We start from the raw sequence: 18,020 nt of genomic DNA on the forward strand, positions 1-18,020 counted from the left end.
GCCCCGATAGTCAGTTTAATTTCACAAATTTACAAACACCAGCTAATTTGTGAATATTTTTTCACAAACCGTTCAACTCAATTGTGAACAAATCGGATCAGTCCCAGGCAATTGACAACTTTGTCTATTTTATTTGCCAATAAAATAATAGTAAGAAAGTGAGTTTATTATCGAAATTGTAGACATTGGAATTAACTAAATGAAAAACTTAAACCTGCTACCCCAGAAGAAGAATACATCAGCTAAAAAGGTAAATCAAGTGAAAAAATCTGACAACTCCAACATCAAGTGGTGGATCGAGAAAGTTGTAGTACCGATCGCGATCGCCCTAATTCCGTTAGCAACAACGTACATCACCACTCAAAATACCCAACAACCGCCCAATCCCGCGATCAATCACAGGACTCCACCCTCACCATAACATCGAATGCGATCGCCCTTGTTAAGCTATTTGCAACTGCACATTCTGCAACTTGCAAATAGTTTTCAAGACTTGCACCAACAAGAGCGATCGCTCTCGGTCAATCAAATTCAATTCCGGTAAAATCTGATAAGTGCAAGGATTGCCCCGCGTCAGATACACAAACTGATAGTTACGTCCATTCGTCGTCAATCCCCAAACAGACGATTGCTGCTGCAAACTTTTATAAGCATAAGTCAGCAATTGCGGCAAACCGGCCCAAGGATCGATCGCACTATTTTTCGCCTCGACTACCAAAATCCAAAACTGTGCAGCCGCGAGCTCTGCATCCTGCTGATTTACCGCTAAAATATCCAAGCGCCCTTTAATTAAAGTATCCCCATCCTCAACCTCGATCGGGATGCTATCTTCCATTGTCAGCAGGATCGGAATATCAAAAAATCCTGCTAATCTCATTAACGGTGAAAGCACTAAAAATTTAACGAGTTCTTCTGAAACTTTTCCGGCGGATAAGTAGCGTCTAAAGTCAGTTCTAATTTTTAATATTTCCTGCTGTTCTAATTCTGACAGCGGTTCCAAAGAGAAAAAATCGGTGAAGGCGTCTCCTTCTCGCTCTTCCAATTTGAGAAGGTGGCAAACGTCATTTAGCGAAAGTTGGCTTGCTTCTAAATTTTGCGTCCTAGCTTTTGTGCGATCGGCTGATCCAGTAAACTATATTATAGAGGCATTATAATAAGAGTGAAACCCGTTTTATTTATTTTTATTAACCTCAAAAAAACACATCAAACCATCTTCTGTTCAGGTATTATAATATTATCAACCCTTATCCTAACCACCAAGCTATGCAACTAGAAGACTACTTCAACTTCCTGAGACCTGACGATATTCGGATCAAAGGTTCCCGTATTGGCATCGAAACCATTCTTTATGAGTACCTGTTTCGCGCTCGAACTCCCGAAGAAATTGCCAACATTTATACATCCCTCACCCTCGAACAGGTTTATGCGACAATTTTGTACTACTTGCACAACAAAGAAGCAGTCGGTAAATACATAACCGAATGGGTGGAATGGGGCGAAAAAATGCGAGAAGAACAACGTCGCAATCCTCGTCCAGTATATGAAAAAATCCGCAAACTGAGAGCAGAAAGAGATGCAAGGAGAAAGGCTGATGCCAATCCAGTATCTCTTTGATGAAAATGTCGATCCTGCGTATGTCAACCAAATTCGCAGACGCAATCCCGATCTGGTTGTTCTAGCAGTGGGAGAACTAACAGCACCTTCCAAAGGCACTCTCGATCCAGAAATTCTTATATGGTGTGAAATTCACAATTTCATTCTTGTTACCAACAACCGTCGCTCTATGCCAGTTCATTTAACAGATCATCTAGAGCTGAACCGCCATATCCCCGGAATATTTATCCTGAATTCCAAGATGAGTATTGGTCAAAATATTGATGAACTGATTTTGATTTATCAAGGCTCGTTGGATGATGAGTACCAAGATAAAATTGAGCATTTACCGCTACCATAATTTCTAATACAGTCCCAACACTTACAAAATTCCCCCAAGTCTTAAGGAAAATAAACATACTTTTGCCCCAACTTATGCAAACAATAGTTACAAAGACTAACCGAAGCTAAAGTTAAGAACGATGTCACAAGATACCATCGAATCAATTCTGCAAGAAAAACGGCTATTTCAGCCGTCCGCTGAATTCTCCGAAAAAGCTCACATCAAAAGCCTAGAAGAGTACCAAGCCCTCTACGACAAAGCCAAAGCTGACCCCCAAGCATTCTGGGCAGAACTCGCTGCCCAAGAATTGCACTGGTTCCAAAACTGGGATACAGTGCTCGACTGGCAGCCGCCTTTTGCTAAATGGTTTGTCAACGGTAAAATTAATATTTCTTACAATTGTCTCGATCGCCACTTAACCACTTGGCGCAAAAATAAAGCCGCCCTGATTTGGGAAGGGGAACCCGGAGACTCCCGCACCCTCACCTACGCGCAACTCCACCGGGAAGTCTGCCAAATGGCGAACGTCATCAAAGAATTGGGAGTTCAAAAGGGCGATCGCGTCGGCATTTATATGCCCATGATTCCCGAAGCTGCGATCGCCATGCTAGCCTGCGCCAGAATCGGTGCCGTACACAGTGTTGTTTTTGGGGGATTTAGTGCAGAAGCTTTGCGCGATCGACTCAACGACGGCCAAGGAAAACTCGTCATCACCGCCGACGGAGGCTTCCGCAAAGATACCGCCGTCGGGCTCAAAACACAAGTAGACAAAGCACTAGCAAATAATGCCGTACCCAGCGTTACCAACGTTCTGGTAGTTCAGCGCACCAAACAGCAAATTGACATGGAACCGGGGCGCGATCTTTGGTGGCATGAATTGCAAAAAGGTGCATCCGCTGACTGTCCGGCCGAACCGATGGATAGCGAAGATTTGCTGTTCATTCTTTACACTTCTGGAAGTACCGGAAAACCCAAAGGAGTCGTCCATACAACCGGTGGTTATAACCTTTATACCCACATGACAACCAAGTGGATATTCGACCTCCAAGATACCGATGTTTACTGGTGTACTGCTGATGTCGGCTGGATTACGGGACACAGTTACATAGTCTACGGGCCGCTGTCCAACGGTGCGACAACTTTAATGTATGAAGGTGCTCCTCGCCCTTCTAATCCCGGCTGTTTTTGGGATGTAATTGAAAAATACGGCGTCACAGTTTTCTACACGGCACCCACCGCAATTCGCACCTTTATGAAAATGGGTGAACAATTGCCAAATGCCAGAGATTTGTCATCTTTACGATTGTTAGGAACCGTCGGCGAACCGATTAATCCTGAAGCTTGGATGTGGTATCAGCGCGTAATTGGCAACTCGAATTGTCCGATCGTCGATACTTGGTGGCAAACAGAAACCGGGGGAATTATGATTACCGCTTTGCCCGGTGCAATTCCTACAAAACCCGGTTCTGCAACCCTACCGTTCCCCGGAATTGTGGTCGATGTTGTTGACCAAGATGGCGAACCAGTAACTAACGAAAGTGGCGGTTATTTAGTGGTGAAACATCCTTGGCCGGGAATGATGCGGACGCTTTACAACGATCCCGATCGCTTCCGCCGCACCTATTGGGAATATTTGCACCCGAAAGATGGCGAATTCGTGTACTTTGCAGGGGACGGCGCGCACAAGGACAAAGACGGTTATTTCTGGGTAATGGGCCGCGTTGACGATGTAATTAATGTGGCCGGTCACCGACTCGGCACAATGGAAGTCGAGTCAGCTTTGGTATCGCATCCAGCCGTGGCGGAAGCTGCGGTTGTTGGTAAACCCGATGAGATTAAAGGTGAGGACATTGTGGCTTTTGTCACGCTGGACAACTCGCAGCAACCTAGCGATGAATTGGCTAAGGAATTGAAGCAGCACGTTGTTAAGGAAATTGGGGCGATCGCCCGTCCAGGCGAAATTCGATTTACTGATGCTTTGCCGAAAACGCGAAGCGGCAAAATTATGCGTCGGTTGCTGCGTTCTTTAGCTGCGGGAGAAGAGGTTTCTGGGGATACTTCGACTTTGGAAGACCGGACGGTTTTGGATAAGTTGCGCGGCGGTTCTTAGGGGTATTTTGTAACCGCAGATTTTAGCAGATTAACGCGGATGAACGCAGATGAAATTCCCATCAGCTCATCTGCATTTATCTGCGTTTATCTGCGGTTTAAGTGTTAATTGGTTTATTTACCGCGCCACAAATGAACCGCATCGGGGTTAATTTCCGCTCTTACTTGCAGCCACTCGTCTAACAAGTAGTCATCATCGACTGCTTCTGAATGCTGTTCGTCTTTGAGAATTGCCAAGACGTGAACTCCAGACGGATAGTTGACATGACGAATTTCTGGGTCATATCCCAAGTCTTGAATTTTTGCCAAAACGCGATCGACAGCACCGGTAACAGTAAGATCGACGGCAAGAATAATTTGACCGAGTTTAGCACCCGGTTTTACACATTCTAGAACAGCCATAATTCTTTCTCCTTATGCTATCTTAGATATTTTTACTGTAGCAATGAATTATTTGGCTCATCTATTCTTATCAGAAGGCACGCCAGAATCCCTGATTGGCAACCTCTTAGGAGATTTTGTCAAAGGTTCTGCCGTCAACCTTTATTCCGAGGAAATTAGAAAAGGCATCGATTTGCACCGCAAAGTAGATAGCTACACGGACTCTCACCCAATAGTGCGATCGAGTAAAAGCCTTGTTTCTTCCCACAGACGAAGGTTTGCTGGAGTTTTGATTGACGTGTTTTACGACCACTTCTTAGCTAAAAATTGGCTAGAGTATTCAGAAATTCCGCTCCGGGATTTTTCTCAGGATGTCTATAAAATCCTGCAAGACAACCGCGATATATTACCTGACTCTCTCCAGCGGGTGTTGCCCACAATAATTGCCCGCGACTTGCTTTCATCTTATCAGGAAATTGCCGAAATCGGCATCACTCTTACAAGAATGTCGGCGCGCCTCAAACGGACAAATAACTTGGCAAGCGGCATAGAAGATTTGACAGCTAACTATCAACGCTTAGAATCGGATTTTCGGGATTTTTTTCCTGATTTGATAAAATACGCGACTGTTGGCAAATTTTAATATAAAAAACAAAAATTCTTGTTGCTAGTGATAACGAACTCGTGTATAATCCAAGCGATACCTGCATGAAATCTCAAATGCAAAAGGGTTCAAAATATGGCAACCAGAATTCCGAACCTGCAAATAACTAAAGTAGTTGATGGCGACAGCATCAAAATTTATCTCAACGGCAAAACCGAGTCTCTGCGCCTGATTTGCGTCGATACAGAAGAAAGTCATTCGGGAGGCTCCAAACCTGTAACTGCGGCGGGGAAAGCAGCTTCAGAAATGGCTAAAAAATACTTCGCCACAGCAGATGGCGGACTTGCTCAAATTGACATAGAATTTGATACAGACGATTCGGTTGAAGTGGCTCTACAAAAACACCGCGACAACTACGGGCGTCTCCTCTGTTACGTACATAAAGACGCAGAAAATTACAATCTTAAACTGATTGAAGAAGGCTGGAGTCCCTACTTCGTCAAATACGGGCGCTCCAGATTGTATCACCGCCAAATGACTGAGGCAGAATCGGCAGCAAAAGCTTACAATCTGATGATTTGGAATCCGATTATCAATGCCAAGATTCCCTCTCGCAATTATGCTAATTTACTGCCTTGGTGGTCGATGCGCGCCTCAATTGTTGAAGAGTTTCGGTTGTCGGAAGCAACGGCAGGAGCGCTTTCTTTGAGGTTGCACTACCCGAAAATATTAGCGGCTTCTGAGAGAGCTAAATCTATTACTATTTTCTGCGATTTGCAGGCGGGAATTACTAAATGGATTGGCGGGAGCGCTCTAATTTATGCTGGTTCAGTGTATCATAAACTAGATTTGTGGATACCAGATGCTAAAACTGATGAAAGAGCACCCTTGAAGCGGCTAATCGAGAAGCGTTATGCGGGCCTGGGACGGGGATATGTGTATGTCAGTGGAAAGGTAGAACAGTACAAAGGGAAGCCTCAAATTGTTTTGAGGGATATCAAACAACTTTCGGATTTTCCCCGATAATATTTTTTAAACCAGACTTTATTTCATCTTTTTTATGGGTTCTAATCTTCTTCGGAAGTACGATAGCACAAATAGAGGGCGATGCTAAAAAACGATCGCCATCTATTCAGCCATGATATTCTTTTGTCCAGAGGTCCAGGAAAATTTATTGCTGCATAGAAGGAGTCGTGAAAAATCTACATCCTAATGGATTTGTGCGTGCAGATTGATTTTGAGGAGTGGTTATAGGAGGACTAGAGGTAGAAGGTGTGCTATTCAATTCTGAGACGGTAAAAGATTTAGAAATGTTAGGATTTTTCCAGAGAGGACTGGCAGAAGTGTTAGCAAGATTTGGTGATTCGGTAATTGTAATCTCCTGTGTTGCATTGACACTTGTCTGCGATCTGACAGTGGTTTGTGCCTGACACGGATAGGCAGTCATAGCAGAAATTACAGCCAAGCTCAGAAACCCAAAATAGCCCGTTGATTTAATCATATTTATCTAAACCTAAACTTAAGAACTATTAGTAATGCTCCTAATAATAGATTAAGTTAGGAAAACTTATGTTTCAAGCGTGTTTATGCGTATTTTTTTAAACTAAATAATTAGGTATTTGTATGTAGGAAAAAAAGATAAAAACGGGGAAATTACTACTAAATGTAAAGTTGCAGTAAAGATAGCGGGTTTTTACTGATAAAAAATCTTAGGAAATCCCGCGAGGGTTTTAATCACTGTCTGTTTACCGAAGAACACCTTTCTCGCTTAACAGGCAGGAGGTCTGGGGAGCATCTTAATGAAAGCAGCCAAGCTAGAAATCTAAGTTTTGATTGAGGCAGGAGGCAGGAGGCAGAAGGAAAGACGCAGAAGGAAGGGCCAGAAGAAGTATTTTTACAAGGCGTTGCTGATTTATGGTATAAACGCTAAATATGCCAGTCAGAGAAACCATTACCCACAAAGCTTTGGGATTTGAAAGTTATTTTTTCATACCCTGATTAAGCAACGCCTTTTACAAATATGAGATGCTGCCGGAGGCCTGTTCCACAAAATTAAGTTTTCTTGTGGGCCGTTCCTCCGGGCCGAGTTCACCAAAATGGTTTGCAATTGGCGATCGATCTACTAAACCCGGCCCCACAGGATTAAACTCTTAAAAGGAGAATGAAGTTCTCAGTACACCAACTGAGATCGGGTCGCTATCGGGAGTGTGACCGGGTTGAAAAATCAAGATCAATCCAGGGGTGACGCTGATATTATCATTCACCTGCCAGCGGTAGAATACCTCTACATGAGTAGTGGTTCCGGGTTGCCCGCCCGATCGCCCTAAACCCGTATCTAAAAAATCAGGAACGTTATTGCCTGTAGGTAAATTGCTGCTGACAATTTTAGGAGGTTGCCCGATATAAATTCCTCCTAAATTTCCGGTTTTAAACAAATCGGGAAAATTTACAAAAACCATATAATTTGTAGTGGCTACCGTACCAGATTTACCAGGAATGCGAGAATTAGTATAACCACCCCAACCTCCCAGAGAAACTCGCGATGAAATGCGCCAATTTAAACTTGCTCCCACTGCATTTGTTTGCAAAGGTTCGGAGTTATTTGTGCTAGGATTGATAGCAGTCAATTGGCTATCCCCTGCCAAACTAATCAGATTACCGTCCGGCGAATAATCGTTAACATAATAGACAGTAACATCAACTGGATCTGCTGGTGTAAGAGTTAGTTGTACACCCAATGTATTGTGTCCTTTAGACCCGTTAGAACTGACAAAAAATCCAGAAATGTTAGTTGAATAAACTGCTTGCAAACTGGCTCTATTCGCAAATTGCCAGTCAATGCCGATGCCGCCTAAACCTAAACCAGTGTTCAAAATTGGGTTTCTTTGGGCGAACGCAGAAAGGGGACCGGAAGCTGCACTTTCGGCCCGATTTGGCCCTCGAAAAGCGGTAATCATGTTAACTCCTGCTGTTCCTGCAAACACTGCCAATTTGTCGCCGACCAGAAAGCGGTAGTTGAGGTCGCTAACAGTTAATCCAGAAGTTTCGGCTAAATTATAAGCAACGTTTACGTCTTCGGTTAATTGTGGTGAATTGCTTCCGTTCTGGTTGTAAAAACCGATCAATAAGTTACTACGAGGACTAAATTGAGTGGTTAAGTAGAATTGATTTAGGTTAATGATGTTGACATTTGTACCGGGGTCCTTGGTATCTCTTTTGCCGTCTCTGGGAGTCCGATCCGCACGGTTGGGCGTGCGCCCTTGTATTCCAAAAATTGTGAATCCCGACAGCTTAGTTGTGGTCGAAAATTGATTGGCTTCTAGTTCGCTCGTTCGCGCTTCTAGCACATCCACTCGACCTCGGATTGTGGCAATTTCGGCGGCAAATTCTTCTTGCAATTTTTGCAGTTTTATTAAGTCGTCTCGCTTAGCTAGACTTTCAGTTGATTTGGCGATGGACTCGCGGATTGTATCTAAACAAGCATTGACTCCGGCTGCAAATTCATAGCGTGTTATAGCGCGGTTTCCGCGATAGGTTCCGTCGGGGTATCCAGCTATGCAGCCGTATTTCTCTACCAAGGATTGCAGTGCTTGAAATGCCCAGTCTGTGGGCTGTACGTCGCTGAGTTGGGAAACTAATGTAACTTGTTCTAATGAGTTTTCAGCAGGGTAAACTAATGGGGGATTTTCTAATTTATTTTCTTCCACTAATGCGGGTATGGGCACGGGCTGCGTTTCGCTGGCTTCGGATACGTGAGTTTCTATCTCACTCGCGATAGGTACGGGTGGCTGCAATGTGGGGTTTATCGGTGAAGTTTCATCTACATTGTCAGATTTTTCGAGTAATTGCCGATCGAGATTAGGATCGAAATTATCCGCTAGATTATTGGTCGGTGCGGGTAATTGATACCATTCATTAACTGGATATTCCGAATTTGCACTATTTGCTGTTGTTTCAGGATCAGTCGTTTCTGGTAAGGCTGGAATGCTGAATAATGCCTGCAATCCGAATCCTAGTATTAAGCTGCTAAGGATTTTCCAAATTTGTCGATCGCACTTATGATTTTTCATGTTATTTATACTTTGTGAGCAAAAAGCTAAAAAAGTGAGAAAAAGCGTTATTTCCTACGGAATAGCTACGCTTCACGCACTATTCGAGATGAAGGGCGATCGTAAATTGCATTCCTTCTCCCAAAACCGACGAACAAGTCAAACTGCCACCCTCGCTTTCTTCCAGTATGTGACGGCTGATTGACAATCCGGTTCCCGTTTTTTTTAACAGCTTTTGTAATGAATGAAGAGTCAAAAATATGTGATATTTTTGACTCAAACCTTCCTCTGCTATTGTCTTTTAGTTTAATCAAAACCTATCGATATCAACCCCAAAAAAGTAGTAACACTAATAATAGAGACTGGCCTATAATCGATAAAAATCCATTTTTGTGGTTTTTGTTATCACTTAATTGTTTTAACAACTATAAAACTATATAAACAGATAAGTTAGTTATTTTTGAAATTTTGAGTAAATTAATATTTTTTTATTTTGGGAATTTGCGAACGGTTATTATTTCCCTTCACACGAGGTCACAAAATAATCAAAATTATATCGTTTTTTCCATGGCGCTAATACTTTATCCTCGCTGTATGCACGTAAAAGGTGCGGAGCGAGTGAGCGTGTAACATCGTTCCGACAGAAACACAATCGATTGTTTTAGCTTGCCAACTTTTTAAGTTCAGTATCATTACCGTTGACCCAGCCCAAATATTAAGTGTATTTAACTTATTTAACCCGTTAATACTATAATATTATCACCGCAAATCTGTAGCTGCCAATAGCTGCGCGATCGATCCACACTCCAGAGACTTAAAAGCTATGTGCCAATTACTGGGAATGAACTGCAATGTTCCGACAGATATTTGCTTTTCTTTTGAGGGTTTTTCTGCAAGGGGGGGCAAAACAGATGTTCATCAAGACGGTTGGGGAATTGCTTTCTTTGAAGGTTTAGGATGTCGCCTTTTTATAGACTCTAAACCTGCGATTGCTTCTCCGGTTGCAGAAGTAGTGCGTCGCTATCCCATTCATTCCACTAACGTCATTGCTCATATCCGCAAAGCTACCCAAGGCGAAATTGCTCTGGAAAACTGCCACCCTTTTATTCGGGAACTTTGGGGACGTTATTGGGTGTTTGCTCACAACGGAAATCTCGAAAATTTTTATCCAGAATGTGCCGGAGTTTACAAACCGGTTGGCAAAACTGACAGCGAAAAAGCATTCTGTTTGATATTAGAAAAGCTGCGCTCCACTTTTCCTCAAAGTAAGCCTGCTTTAGCGGAAATTTACCCGGTACTGGAGGAAATTACTAAAACTTTGGCAGAACACGGAATTTTTAATTATTTACTTTCCGATGGAGAACACTTGTTTACCCACTGTTCTACTAATCTGCATTATATTGTGCGACAAGCACCTTTTGCTAGCGCTCACTCGATCGACGAAGATGTAACAGTCGATTTTCGGGAGTTGACCAACGAGGACGATCGCGTGGCTGTTATTGCCACTTTTCCGCTGACAGATAACGAAGTTTGGACGCAAATTCTGCCGGGAGAATTGCTGGTATTTCAGGATGGTTTGCCGCTCAATTTTGCGCGGCTGGAGTCCTGTTAACGGGACTTAAACAAATTTAAAGCCTAAACAAAGCCATAACCTGCTGTGTGTGACGCACGTCACCATTATCTTGCAGCTAACGGACAAATCGATAAGATATAGTTGTTAAGCTGACCAGGCAGAGCATAAAGGTTTTCACAGGTTTGTTCCTCCAACACCTTCTCCATCCTCCTGTTAACTGTTGGCAAATAATCAAACGGCTCTTTCGTACTTCCTATGCTAAAAGTGAGTGATAGGAAAACTCTCTTAACCCTGACTATGGAGGACTACCAATTATCGCATTGGGAAACTGACAGAGTATTTCACGTTTCCTTTCGGTCAAGCTTATTCTGAATGATTTGTATAAGATGGAATGCAAAATGCGATCGTGAGATTGAGCTGGATGCGATCGGCTCCTGGGGTAGGAAGTGAAGAAGTGCGATCGCTACACTGGCCAAATCTTGTTCTAAGGATCGTTGGCTGGAGCAATATCAACTGCAATCACCGTAGCATAGGGATCGAGAGCTTGTTCAGGCACTTGAATCGTTAACTCCCCAAGAGGATCGGCACTTAACATAGAATCGACAATGGCACAGCGAGTTGAGTGTTCCAATAACTGCCCTCCAGCTAGCAGATAAACTGCTTGAATCCGTTTAATGGGTACACCTCTTACTGTTACTGAGTCGTAGGGCTTCATCAGCAAGAATAAGTAAAAGCGATTGCCCCGCCGAGTTGAAGGGCCGTAGAATTGCCAAGGTTCGAGTCCCGGCTGTGTTCCTACGATGCTCTGGGCATGGACAGCCATCCATTCTTCTACGGATTGCAACAATTCCAATTGTTCAGATTGAATCTGCCCATTGCCCGTGGGACTGACATTCAACAGCAGATTGCCACCTTTACCTGCAACTTCACAGAGGGTATGAATAAGTTGGCGAGCTGACTTGAATTGGGTGTCCTTCGGGTTGTAACCCCAGCTTTCATTCAGAGTTAGGCAAGCTTCCCAAGTGCGCGGAGGCGGTTGGGGGGGAATGAATTGCTCGCAGGTATCGAAGTCTCCAAATCCAGGGAGGCGATCGTTGATTAGCAAATGCGGTTGCAGCGATCGAATCATTTCATGTAGCTGTTTAGCTTGCCATTGTTCTGGTTTTCGTTCCCAACCGCCATCAAACCAAAGCAAGTCAATCTTTCGGTAGTTGCTCAACAATTCTTTGACTTGAGCGAACATAAATTCAAGGTAGCGCTCCCACTGAGAAGTCGTCGGCTGTCTGAATTTCCCAAACTGATACGGTTTATCGGCTTCTGTAAAAGCTGGGTAGTCAGGGTAATGCCAATCAATCAAGGAAAAATACAACCCAATTCGCAAACCCTCCGCCCGCATCGCATCCACAAATTCTCGGACAATATCTTTTTTGTACGGCGCATACTCGATAGAAAAGTCGGATTGCTGGGTATGAAATAAGGAAAATCCATCATGATGTTTAGCCGTCAAAATCACATACTGCATCCCCAAGCGTTTCGCTAAATGCGCCCAAGTTTGAGGGTTGTATTCAGTCGGATTGAAAGTTTGGGCGGTGCGGTGATAATCCGCTACCGGGACATCTTGGCAGTAAGGCAGGCTAAAGACGCCTCCCACCAATGGCCAAGATACTTCGTACCCACACTGGCTGCTATGACTCCAATGAACAAACATTCCCAATCGTGCTGTCTCAAACCACTTGTTTTCTTCAGTCATGGGTTCACCCTGAAATATAGGGGGTATTGCTGAAAGAGTAATGTTTACTCTCAGGTAAAATGAATAAGCTAGAGTATACTTCTTTGTCGAATTCGGCTGAAATGAACTGCCCCAAATGTAACGCCACAGAGGTTTCTAACAATGGTCATCGTTGGAAACTGACGGAGTATTTTGTGTTTCCCAATGTCAAGCTTATGCGGAATGATTTGTACGGGTCTGATTCCATTGAGGTTGGTAATCAAACAACCACTTGAACTGCAAGTCAGCCAACCTTGTAGGAGTGAGCTTGTAAATGTAGTTCCGCAACAAACATCCGATCGCCGTATCCGCCTGCCCCAATTTCCCTATTTGTCTAGAACTATTGAATACACGAGTAACTCGTTGAGTGCGACTGGCTTCAAACTGCCGCAAAACAGAAGGAACAGTATCACCACCACCTTGGCTAGTCAAGAGCAGTTTCGCTAGTTCAAAGGAGTCTTCCACCGCCATACAACCCCCTTGACCGATATTCGGTTGAACTGGGTGCGCGGCATCCCCGATTAAGGTAACTCGCCCTTGCCCCCATTGGGTTCCGAGCGGTAGCCGATCGACAATATCATCTCGGTAAATCTTCTCCCCGTCGAGAGTTTCGATGATAGCTGGTACTGGGTCAGCATAGCCTTTAAACAGGGAGCGCAAGGCATTCAAGGAACCGCCCAGCGCATCGTCATTACCGCCCGCTGGGGTGTTGTTGAAAGCATAGAAAGCAAACCGACCGCCACCGACATCGAAGTAGCCAAAACGAGTGCCCTGACCCCAGAATTCGGCCCAACTGTATTGTGAATCGAGTGGTAAGCCAGAGCCATCAAAGTAGCCTCTCCAGCAGCAAGTCCCACTGTACACAGGCTCCTCTAACCGCTCATTACCATTCAGCCTAGCCCGTACCTTGGAGTAAAGACCATCAGCCCCTACTAAGATGTCACCCTCAGCAGTGTGACCATCAGAGAAAAAGACCCGAATGCCGTTGCCCGTGTCCTCAAATTTATCAAAAGCAAGACCAGTCCGCACCGTTCCCTCTGGCAAGGCTTCCAATAAAATCTGCTGCAGTTCAGGTCGCAGGAGGCAGACACCCAAGTCATCTTCGCCTATGAATTGAGGAGCGTTAATGTAGAGGGGTTTCCCTTTTTGGTCAAAAAACCCACCTTTGAGGATCTTGCCTCCCTGCTGGTAAAAACGCTGGTAAATCTGCCCTGATTGCAAGAGCTTGTAGACGCGCAAAGCATTGCGTTGGATGAATATCCCTCCGGGCCCTGAGAGCATAACATCCAGACCGCGCTTCTCGTATAGTTCAACTGCAATGCCCACATCAAGACAGGCACGGGCTAGGGTCAGACCGCCAATTCCACCGCCGATGATAATTACCTTTGATACTGAAGTCATATTATTGAGTGAGCTGTACAGCATGAAAAAATTTAGGAACTTGGCTGGTGATTTGGCTGAACCTCTCCAAAAAAATTTCTAAATTTACCTGGAGATTAACTTTATGTTCCTCAATCTCGCTCATCTGCGCCTTTCTTAACTTGATTGTGCAGAGCCAACAAATATCAACACTATAAATGCTAAATTAACGATTCGCTTTGGTCAAACAGTTTTACAGGCGATCGCGTGATGGTCTAGCGGGGAATGAAGTCCCACTGTTGCCAACCACCGACAACAGCAAATCCTTCGGAGAAGAAATTCACATCCAGGTATTGGGGTCGGACAGCCCACCGACCTCGGCGGTCAATAAATCGCCAATTGGCAGAGAATCCTTGAGGATCAAAACTAACGTATGCAGCGGCTAACCCAGAGAGTAGTTACTGATTTGGTTGCTGCCTAGCTTCCGACTGTCCCCGAACTGACAACAGAGGGATTAATTCGGTTGAACAGCCGCTAGAATTTGTCCGGCTGTCACCGTTTGCCCCTTTTCACAAAACAACTGGGCAACAGTGCCGGCAACATCAGCAGTAATAGCAATTTCCATTTTCATCGCTTCTAAAATTAACAGGCGATCGCCCTCAGCAACCGCATCTCCAACATTAACCAGCACCTGCCAAACATTTGCCGAAACGTGAGCGACAACTGCCTCACTACCGATCGGCAAAGTAACCTCCGCCGCTGTTTCAGAAGCGACATCCGCCGAGGATTCTGCTGCAGATTCAGCTTCAAATTCCCCGGATGCGGCCCAGCGATCGCGCTCTGCATTAAATGCGGCCTGCTGCTGCGCTTTAAATTCAGCCGCACTATTAGCAATAGAATCCAAAAACTCATTGTATTCTCTCAAATTAAAAGTGATTTCCTCAACCTTTAATTTAAACTTCCCTTCGATAAATGCTTCCCGACAGCGGTGCAATTCCTCATGAGAAACCGGATAAAATCGGATTTGGTCAAAAAAGCGCAAAAGCCAAGGTTTACCAGACTCGAAATCCGCCGTTTGTTTGAACCGATTCCACATTTGCACCGTGCGGCCGACAAATTGATAACCTCCGGGCCCTTCCATCCCGTAAACGCACAAATACGCGCCGCCAATGCCAACTGCATTTTCAGGAGTCCAAGTGCGGGCGGGATTGTATTTAGTAGTAACCAAACGGTGGCGCGGATCGAGGGGAGTTGCGACGGGCGCACCTAAATAAACGTCTCCCAAACCCATCACTAAATAGCTAGCATTAAATACAATTTCTCTGACTTGTTCGATGCTGTCAAGCCCGTTTATGCGGCGAATAAATTCAATATTGCTGGGACACCAAGGTGCATCCGATCGCACAGACTGCATATATTTTTCAATGGCCAACAGCGTCGATTCATCTTCCCAAGATAAAGGCAAGTGCACAATTCGCGCCGGCACTTCCAAATCCTCGATCGCCGGAAGTTCCGCCTCCGCCGCTATCAGCGCCTGCATTAGCTGCTGTTGCGAAATCTGGCGGCTGTCAAAATGAATTTGCAGCGATCGCATTCCCGGCACTAATTCGATAACACCAGGCAACGGATTTGCTTTCAACTGTTCCATCAATGCGTGCGCCCGAAAACGCAAATTTAAATCCAGCACCAACGGGCCGTATTCAACTAGAATATATTTATCCCCAGCTTGACGGTAAGTAACAGCAACCTGTTCCGGAGACTCGGGAATTTCGTGCAAAATAGGAGAAGCGGAAACTGCGGGCAATTCCTCCGCATTTTTCTCAAAAACAGGCAAACTAAAAGTAGCAATTTGCCTATTTTGTGCTAATTCCCGCTGCAAAGCTTCAGCAAAACTCAAACAGTGAAAGCGAATGCTGTCCCCCGGTTTCAGTTGCCCGATTTTCCACAATTCCGACTGCACAATAGTAGCAGGACACACAAAACCTCCCAAACTCGGGCCGTCAAGACCGAGAATTACAGGCATATCCCCCGTAAAATCGATCGTGCCGATCGCGTAAGCATTATCGTGAATGTTAGACGGGTGCAAACCCGCTTCTCCTCCGTCTTGACGGGCCCAGGCGGGCTTCGGGCCGATCAGCCGAATGCCCGTCCGCGTCGAGTTGTAATGTACTTGCCATTCTGTGGAGAAAAACATTTCGATGTCTGACTCCGTAAAGAAATCCGGCGCGCCGTGAGGGCCGTACAAAACGCCGATTTCCCAATTATTGCTGTAGGTGGGAATTAGTTCCGGAGGCAAAGATATTTCCGCTTCCAGAGTTGCAGTTTGAAGCAGTTTAAGCACATCTCCCGGACGCAGCGTGCGGCCCGCGTGTCCGCCAAATTTGCCCAGTACAAAAGTTGATTTGCTGCCCAAATAATCGGGGACATTAAAGCCGTGCTTTACCGCTAAATAAGTGCGGTAGCCGCCACCTTGAATGCCTTTTAACTTAAGAATGCTGCCCGCTTTGACGGGAACTGCCGTCCAAAACGGCACCGATTCGCCGTTTAGCGTTCCCTTCATAGTTGCACCAGTCAAACTAATAACTGTATCGGCATTAAAGCGCAGAGTTGGGCCTGTCGCTGTGAATTCCAATCCTGCTGTCGATTCGGGATTTCCTACTAAACGATTTGCCGATCGAAATGCCAGATGATCCATCGGCCCAGAAGGCGGCACGCCCACATCCCAATAGCCAATCCGCCCCGGATAATCTTGAATGCTGCTGTAGGTTCCCCCATCCAATACATCGATCGTTAAAGGTGCGTATTCAAAAGAGTTTAAAAAGCGCGTGCTCAGTTCACCTTGGTTGAATCTGGAATCGTCCAAAATCTGGCGGAGGTAATCTAAATTAGTTTCAATTCCCGCTATTTCACTGGCATCTAAAGCAGCTTTGAGTTGAGCGATCGCCTGGGTTCGATTATCCCCGCAAACGATTACTTTGGCTAGCAGCGGATCGTAAAAAGGAGTAACCTCCGTGCCGGTTTCTATCCAACTGTCGCAGCGGACGTTTTCGGGAAACGCAACTTGATTCAGCAACCCGGAACTCGGCTGAAAATTCTTGCCGGCATCTTCCGCATAAATTCGCACCTCAATTGAGTGTCCCTGCGGTCGATAGCGGTACTCTTCCAAGGGGAACAAATCCCCAGAAGCCTGTTTTACCATCCACTCAACCAGGTCGATATTGTTGACAGCTTCAGTAACGCCGTGTTCGACTTGCAAGCGCGTGTTGACTTCCAAAAAATAAAACTGTTTCGCATCGACATCAAAGACAAATTCAACAGTACCGGCTGACTGGTAATTTACCGCTTTTCCCAACCGCACGGCTGCACCGTACAAATGATTTCGCTGTTCGTCGCTAATACCAGGGGCGGGGGTTTCTTCTATTACTTTTTGATTGCGCCGCTGCACCGAACAATCTCGCTCGCCCAAGGCTATGACATTTCCTTTGCCATCTCCAAAAATTTGGACTTCTATGTGTCTGGCTGTTTGAATGTATTTCTCTAAAAAAACGCCGCTTTGTTTAAAATTGCTTTGACTCAAACGCTGTACTTTTTCAAAGGCTTCTGCCAAATCTCGATCGCCAAAACAAGCCTGCAAACCGATGCCGCCGCCGCCTGCGGTACTTTTGAGCATCACCGGATAGCCGATCGCCCCAGCCGCTTTTTCCGCATCCTCTAAACTTGCTAAAAGTTCGCTTCCGGGAGTTAGCGGCACTTGATTTGCAGCGGCTATTTCCCGCGCGGTGTGCTTCAATCCAAAGCAGCGCAACTGACTCGGAGTCGGGCCGATAAATGCAATATTTTCGCTTGCACAAGCTTCGGCAAATTCAGCATTTTCGCTCAAAAAGCCGTAACCCGGATGGATAGCTTGAGCTTTTGTTTGGCGCGCAACTTCGAGAATGCGATCGAACCGCAAATAACTCTCGGCTGCTGCGGCTGCACCGATACAAACGGCTTCGCTGGCGGCGAAAACGTGTTTGGCGTGGGCGTCGGCCTCCGAATATACTGCTACCGAAGCAATTCCGAGGCGATCGAGCGTGCGGATAATTCGGCACGCAATTTCACCGCGATTTGCAATCAACACTTTGTTAAACATTTAGGTAATTGGTTATTGCTAATTGGTTATTGCTAATTGATAATTGATAATTGCTAATGGGCAATCGATTATTCAGTCCTATGCAAGAGGACTTTAGCTATTAGCCAGG

The 18,020-nt window shown here is 45.2% G+C and carries 15 protein-coding genes; 7 read left to right on the plus strand and 8 right to left on the minus strand.

Features of this window, described 5'->3' with window-relative positions:
* Positions 1–199 precede the first annotated feature (199 nt).
* Positions 200–421, plus strand: coding sequence for a hypothetical protein (locus QUA23_RS14210; RefSeq protein ID WP_333074991.1), 222 nt, complete (start codon positions 200–202; stop codon positions 419–421).
* 21 nt (positions 422–442) lie between these two features.
* On the opposite strand, the gene QUA23_RS14215 is transcribed toward QUA23_RS14210, so the two are convergent.
* Positions 443–1,042: a restriction endonuclease subunit R gene (locus QUA23_RS14215; RefSeq protein ID WP_333074993.1), complete on the minus strand. Its 600-nt coding sequence runs from the start codon at positions 1,040–1,042 to the stop codon at positions 443–445.
* Positions 1,043–1,263: 221 nt separating this feature from the next.
* On the opposite strand from QUA23_RS14215, the gene QUA23_RS14220 reads away from it, so the two are divergent.
* The 3 genes from QUA23_RS14220 to acs all read left to right on the plus strand — a co-directional run bounded on the left by QUA23_RS14220 (position 1,264) and on the right by acs (position 4,046).
* A complete protein-coding gene (locus tag QUA23_RS14220; protein WP_333074995.1) occupies positions 1,264–1,614 on the plus strand; it encodes a DUF433 domain-containing protein in 351 nt (116 codons plus the stop codon).
* A complete protein-coding gene (locus tag QUA23_RS14225) occupies positions 1,592–1,954 on the plus strand; it encodes a DUF5615 family PIN-like protein (RefSeq protein ID WP_333074996.1) in 363 nt (120 codons plus the stop codon). Before QUA23_RS14220 ends, QUA23_RS14225 begins: the two co-directional genes overlap by 23 nt.
* Before the next feature lie 121 nt (positions 1,955–2,075).
* Complete coding sequence (gene acs, locus QUA23_RS14230) at positions 2,076–4,046, plus strand: acetate--CoA ligase (protein ID WP_333074998.1); 1,971 nt, start codon at positions 2,076–2,078, stop codon at positions 4,044–4,046.
* Positions 4,047–4,159: 113 nt separating this feature from the next.
* On the opposite strand, the gene QUA23_RS14235 is transcribed toward acs, so the two are convergent.
* The gene (locus tag QUA23_RS14235; protein WP_333074999.1) at positions 4,160–4,447 is read right to left on the minus strand and encodes a hypothetical protein; all 288 of its coding nucleotides are present in this window, start codon (positions 4,445–4,447) and stop codon (positions 4,160–4,162) included.
* A gap of 43 nt (positions 4,448–4,490) precedes the next feature.
* Between QUA23_RS14235 and QUA23_RS14240 the strand changes: the two genes are divergently transcribed.
* Both QUA23_RS14240 and QUA23_RS14245 read left to right on the plus strand, forming a co-directional pair.
* Positions 4,491–5,069 carry an ACP phosphodiesterase gene (locus tag QUA23_RS14240; protein ID WP_333075001.1) on the plus strand — a complete coding sequence of 193 codons (579 nt, stop codon included), beginning with the start codon at positions 4,491–4,493 and terminating at the stop codon, positions 5,067–5,069.
* 96 nt (positions 5,070–5,165) lie between these two features.
* Entirely contained in the window at positions 5,166–6,056 is an 891-nt protein-coding gene (locus tag QUA23_RS14245; protein ID WP_333075003.1) for a thermonuclease family protein, read from the plus strand.
* 1,124 nt (positions 6,057–7,180) lie between these two features.
* Here the strand turns inward: QUA23_RS14245 and QUA23_RS14250 are convergent.
* Together QUA23_RS14250 and QUA23_RS14255 are read right to left on the minus strand one after the other, a co-directional pair.
* Positions 7,181–9,100: an iron uptake porin gene (locus QUA23_RS14250; RefSeq protein ID WP_333075004.1), complete on the minus strand. Its 1,920-nt coding sequence runs from the start codon at positions 9,098–9,100 to the stop codon at positions 7,181–7,183.
* A 79-nt stretch (positions 9,101–9,179) separates the two neighbouring features.
* Complete coding sequence (locus QUA23_RS14255) at positions 9,180–9,359, minus strand: hypothetical protein (RefSeq protein ID WP_333075006.1); 180 nt, start codon at positions 9,357–9,359, stop codon at positions 9,180–9,182.
* A 543-nt stretch (positions 9,360–9,902) separates the two neighbouring features.
* Here QUA23_RS14255 and QUA23_RS14260 point away from each other — a divergent pair.
* Positions 9,903–10,691 carry a class II glutamine amidotransferase gene (locus QUA23_RS14260; RefSeq protein WP_333075008.1) on the plus strand — a complete coding sequence of 263 codons (789 nt, stop codon included), beginning with the start codon at positions 9,903–9,905 and terminating at the stop codon, positions 10,689–10,691.
* A 445-nt stretch (positions 10,692–11,136) separates the two neighbouring features.
* Here the strand turns inward: QUA23_RS14260 and QUA23_RS14265 are convergent, their stop codons facing one another.
* The 4 genes from QUA23_RS14265 to uca all read right to left on the minus strand — a co-directional run bounded on the left by QUA23_RS14265 (position 11,137) and on the right by uca (position 17,911).
* Positions 11,137–12,402: an alpha-L-fucosidase gene (locus QUA23_RS14265; protein WP_333075009.1), complete on the minus strand. Its 1,266-nt coding sequence runs from the start codon at positions 12,400–12,402 to the stop codon at positions 11,137–11,139.
* Positions 12,403–12,594: 192 nt separating this feature from the next.
* Positions 12,595–13,821 (minus strand): FAD-dependent monooxygenase, encoded by a 1,227-nt coding sequence (locus QUA23_RS14270; RefSeq protein ID WP_333075011.1) that lies wholly within the window; start codon positions 13,819–13,821, stop codon positions 12,595–12,597.
* A gap of 233 nt (positions 13,822–14,054) precedes the next feature.
* Positions 14,055–14,168, minus strand: a complete 114-nt coding sequence (locus QUA23_RS31060) for a WG repeat-containing protein (protein WP_445243497.1) — start codon at positions 14,166–14,168, stop codon at positions 14,055–14,057.
* A 125-nt stretch (positions 14,169–14,293) separates the two neighbouring features.
* Positions 14,294–17,911 carry an urea carboxylase gene (gene uca, locus QUA23_RS14275; protein WP_333075012.1) on the minus strand — a complete coding sequence of 1,206 codons (3,618 nt, stop codon included), beginning with the start codon at positions 17,909–17,911 and terminating at the stop codon, positions 14,294–14,296.
* Positions 17,912–18,020 lie beyond the last annotated feature (109 nt).

It is taken from the genome of Microcoleus sp. Pol1C5, from assembly GCF_036701115.1.
Classification (GTDB): Bacteria; Cyanobacteriota; Cyanobacteriia; order Cyanobacteriales; family Microcoleaceae; genus Microcoleus.